A 3,866-nucleotide genomic window follows, 5' to 3' on the forward strand; every position below is an offset into this window, starting at 1 on the left:
CGTGCCGATGAGGATCTTGGCCAGCGCCGTCTGGGCGTCGATCACCGCCGGGTCGGTGCCGGCCGGCAGGACCGGGAAGTAGAAGGCATCGCCGCCGCCCGAAAGCTGGTCGCCCAGGCCGAGGGCGGGAAGGCATTCATAGTTCTCTCCGGGGACGCCGCCGGCGATCTGCAGGTCGCCCTGCAGCCAGTCACCGTGGATGTTGCCGCCCGCCGTGCCCTCGAGCAGTTGCTTGCCCACATCGGCGAAGGCCGGAACCATGGTCTCCGGCGACACGACCTGGCGAATGGCGTCCCAGGCCTCGGCGTACTTGCGGAACTCGGGGCTGCGGACGGCCTCGGGATTGCGGTCGCGATTGATGGCGAGGACAAGCTCGGTGCCCCCGATCGCGGCCTGCAGCGGGCCCGGAATGCCGGCGATCGGCCAGCCGCTGGCAAGGCCGAAGGGCAGGATGCCGGCGGCCTGCAGCGCCGGCCAGCTGGCGACATACTCGTTCCAGTCCTTGGGAACGGGCTGGCCGATCTTCTCATAGGCTGCCGTCGAGAGCCACAGCCAGTCCCAGGAATGAATGTTGATCGGCAGGCAGTAGATCCTGCCCTCGAAGGTGCACGGTTCGAGCAGCGACTGGTCGACGTAGAAGTCACGGGCGCCGAGTTCATCGACGATGTCGGTGAGGTCGCGCATCAGGCCTGCCTGGATCAGTTCCTCGGCGTCGCGGCCGGTGTTCATCTGGGTGGCGCCCATCGGGTCGCCGCCGATGATGCGGCTGATGATCACCGGGTTGGCCCCCGTTCCCGAGCCGGACAGGGCGCTGTCCACCCAGGTATTGCCCGTCTGTTCCTCGAAAATGCGCGCGAATTCGGCCACGGCGGCAGCCTCGCCGGCCGAGGTCCACCAGTGGGTTACCTCGAGCTCGGCCGCGCCGACAGCCGTGGATCCGAGCAGAGCGGCTGCCATGCCGGCAACGACCACAAACTTCTTCATGATTATCCTCCCAACGTACCTGGAGCGGCAACGCTCCCGCAAAGCTGCCGGCGGTGAGCGACAGCTCCCGGCCGGCTTTGTAATCGATTACATCGCACTCCCCAAAATACCTCTGCAATCGATTGCATCAAGTTCAAACGCTTCTTGCGCACCTGTCAAGATCGAATTAGACAGGGTGGACAACCGGCAGCGAAAAGGACGCTTCGCCGCGTGACGGCCATACGAAAACCACCTACGATTCAAGATGTTGCGCGGTTCGCCCGGGTGTCCGCAGCGACCGTCAGCCGGGTCCTGAGCAGCCCCGAGCGGGTTTCGGAAGCCACGCGCGAGCGGGTGACCGAGGCGGTGCGCGCCACCGGCTACACGATCAACCAGGCGGCGCGCTCCCTGCGCATGCGCGCGACCCGCACCATCGTGATCGCCGTGCCCAACATGGGCAATCCCTATTACTCGACAATCCTCGATGCCGTCGTCACCGAGGCCGCCCCGCGCGGTTACGGCGTCCTCGTCGCCAACCGCCTGGGCGACGACCCGACGGAATGGCTGCGCGACTACTTCTTCTCCAACCGCGCCGACGGGCTGCTGCTGTTCGACGCTTCGCTCGACGAGGAAGAATTGAGCCACCTGCCCCTCGTCCACGGCCGGCTGCCGCTGGTGGTGGTGTGCGACGAGTTGCTGGCCCCAAGGTTCAACATGGTGACCACCGACAACGCGGCGGCGTCACGCCGGGCGGTACGGCACCTCGTCGACCTGGGCCACCGCCGCATCGGCAATGTCCGTGGGCGGCAGGTCAAGAACCTCACCAACGAGCGCTGGCTGGGCTTCCACGAGGAGATGCACGCCGCGGGACTGGAGGTCCGCGAGGACTGGATTTTCCAGGGCGACCACAGCATCGACAGCGGCTACGAGGCCGGCCGCCGCTTCGCCCGGATGCGGGACCGTCCGACGGCGGTCTTTGCCGCCAATGACGAAATGGCGATCGGCTTCATCTCGGCGGTCCAGGGCTACGGGATAAGCTGCCCGCGCGACGTGTCGGTCATCGGCTTCGACGATATCACCATGGCGAAGCACTATACGCCGCCACTGACCACGATGCGGCAGCCGCGCGACCAGCTTGGCCGCCGCTCGACCGAGGCCCTGCTCAACATCCTCGAGGGCGTGCCACTCGAGAGCGAGCCGTTCCGCCTGGTCCTCACCTGCGAGCTTGTCGTCCGTGCCAGCACGGCGCCGCCCCCGGCGTGACACTTGCCGGCAGCGCCGGCGCGCACGACATGAGGAACACCTGACAAGCGCCGCCGGATGCATTAAACCGACGCCACGGCCTCGTAGCTCAGCGGATAGAGCAGTAGCCTTCTAAGCTATTGGTCGCAGGTTCGATTCCTGCCGAGGTCACCACTCCCGCAAACCCGTTCCCTGCCTTCCGCATCTGCGATGGGCCGGCGATGGGCGGCCTGCCCAATTCCATGACGCGCTTCGCGCGGGCCGCACCGGGGCGAAACTCTTGCGCAAGGGCAGCCGGCAGGTGATTCTCGGCCAGCGCGCGACCGCGACGGAGTGGTCAGATTGACGACACTTGGGCTGTGCATGATCGTCAGGAACGAGGCGGCGGTCATCAGGCGCTGCCTGGACAGTGTCCTGCCCCTGATCGACTACGCTCTCCTCGTCGATACCGGTTCCGATGACGGTACGCCGGACGTCGTCAAGGCATGGCTGCAGGAGCATGCCCTCCCCGGCGAGGTGCGGGAGCGGCCATGGGTGGATTTTGCGCACAACCGGACCGAGGCCGCCGCGGCACTGCGCGAGGTGGACTGGATCGATTACGCCCTCACCATCGACGCCGACGAAGTTCTGGTGTTCGAGCCGGGATTTTCGCCCGGGGAGTTCAAGTCGGCGCTAACGGAGGACGTCTACGACGTGACGACGCGCTCCGGCGCAATAGTCTATCAACGGCCGCAACTCTTCTCGAACCGCCTTGCCTTTCGCTACAGGTCGGTGCTGCACGAATATCTGGAAGCTCCCGGGAAGATCACCCGCGCGGCGGCGAACGGTTTCCACGACGTTCCGTCGCGCGACGGCGCCCGGAGCCGGAACCCCCAGAAATATGCCAGGGACGCGGCGCTTCTGCGAGAAGCGCTGGAGAGCGAAACGGACCCGTTCCTGCGCAGCCGCTACCGCTTCTACCTCGCCCAGAGCCTGCGCGATGCCGGGCAGTACGAAGAGGCGCTGGTCCAGTATCTGGCCCGGGCGGAACTGGGCTTCTGGGTAGAGGAGGTTTTCATGAGCCTCTATCAGGCCGGCCGCATGTCGGAGCGGCTGAAGCGCCCCTTCGCCGAGACGCTGGAAATGTACCAGCGGGCCCACGATACCCTGCCGACGCGGGCCGAGGCGCTGCAGGCGGCCGCCCGGATCTGCCGAAAGGCGGGGCGGTATGAGTTGGCATACTACTTCGCCCGGAAGTGTCTCGAAATCGCCCCGCCCTCGACTGCGCTCTTCCTCGACGTGTCCACCTACGAATACGGCGTGCTGCGAGAATTGCAGATTGCCGCGTACCGAACCGGCCGCTTCGCCGAAAGCGTGGAGGCGGGCGAGAAGCTGGTGCTGGAGGCAAAATTCCCCGAGCGCTATCGCGAACGCATCGGGAGCCTCATTGAAAGAGCCCGGCTCAAGTCAGCCGCGGGCTGAGGTCTGTCCGCCGGGCGGACAATGACCGCGACGAAAACAAAGCCGGGGCAATGCCCCGGCTCGCCAGATCGGGCCTCGCAAGGCCAATCCATCAGTTGTTCTGTGCCTCGCAGTCAGCCCGCGCCTGGCCGGTGAGACCCTCGCAGTCGTCGTCATCGTCATCGTCGTCGTCGTCGTCGTCGTCATCGTCGTCATCGTCA

General features: G+C 66.1%; 3 protein-coding genes and 1 tRNA gene. 3 read left to right on the forward strand and 1 reads right to left on the reverse strand.

The window, feature by feature from the left end; translation table 11 throughout:
- Positions 1–984 (reverse strand): ABC transporter substrate-binding protein (locus VGD93_RS11745; protein ID WP_395012245.1); only part of this gene is annotated, 984 nt, incomplete at its 3' end.
- 210 nt (positions 985–1,194) lie between these two features.
- Here VGD93_RS11745 and VGD93_RS11750 point away from each other — a divergent pair.
- The 3 genes from VGD93_RS11750 to VGD93_RS11760 all read left to right on the forward strand — a co-directional run bounded on the left by VGD93_RS11750 (position 1,195) and on the right by VGD93_RS11760 (position 3,666).
- A complete protein-coding gene (locus tag VGD93_RS11750) occupies positions 1,195–2,226 on the forward strand; it encodes a LacI family DNA-binding transcriptional regulator (RefSeq protein WP_395012247.1) in 1,032 nt (343 codons plus the stop codon).
- A 77-nt stretch (positions 2,227–2,303) separates the two neighbouring features.
- Positions 2,304–2,379 (forward strand) — tRNA-Arg (locus tag VGD93_RS11755).
- A 189-nt stretch (positions 2,380–2,568) separates the two neighbouring features.
- On the forward strand, positions 2,569–3,666 hold the full coding sequence (locus tag VGD93_RS11760; RefSeq protein ID WP_395012249.1) for a glycosyltransferase family 2 protein: 1,098 nt from the start codon (positions 2,569–2,571) through the stop codon (positions 3,664–3,666).
- The last annotated feature ends 200 nt before the right edge of the window (positions 3,667–3,866 follow it).

The organism is Devosia sp. (assembly GCF_036406155.1).
Taxonomy (GTDB): Bacteria; Pseudomonadota; Alphaproteobacteria; order Rhizobiales; family Devosiaceae; genus Devosia_A.

What these genes read in the sequence shown, in the direction of transcription:
- VGD93_RS11760 (WP_395012249.1), top strand. Translation starts at nt 2,569, where the DNA reads ATGATCGTCAGGAACGAGGCGGCGGTCATCAGGCGCTGCCTGGACAGT.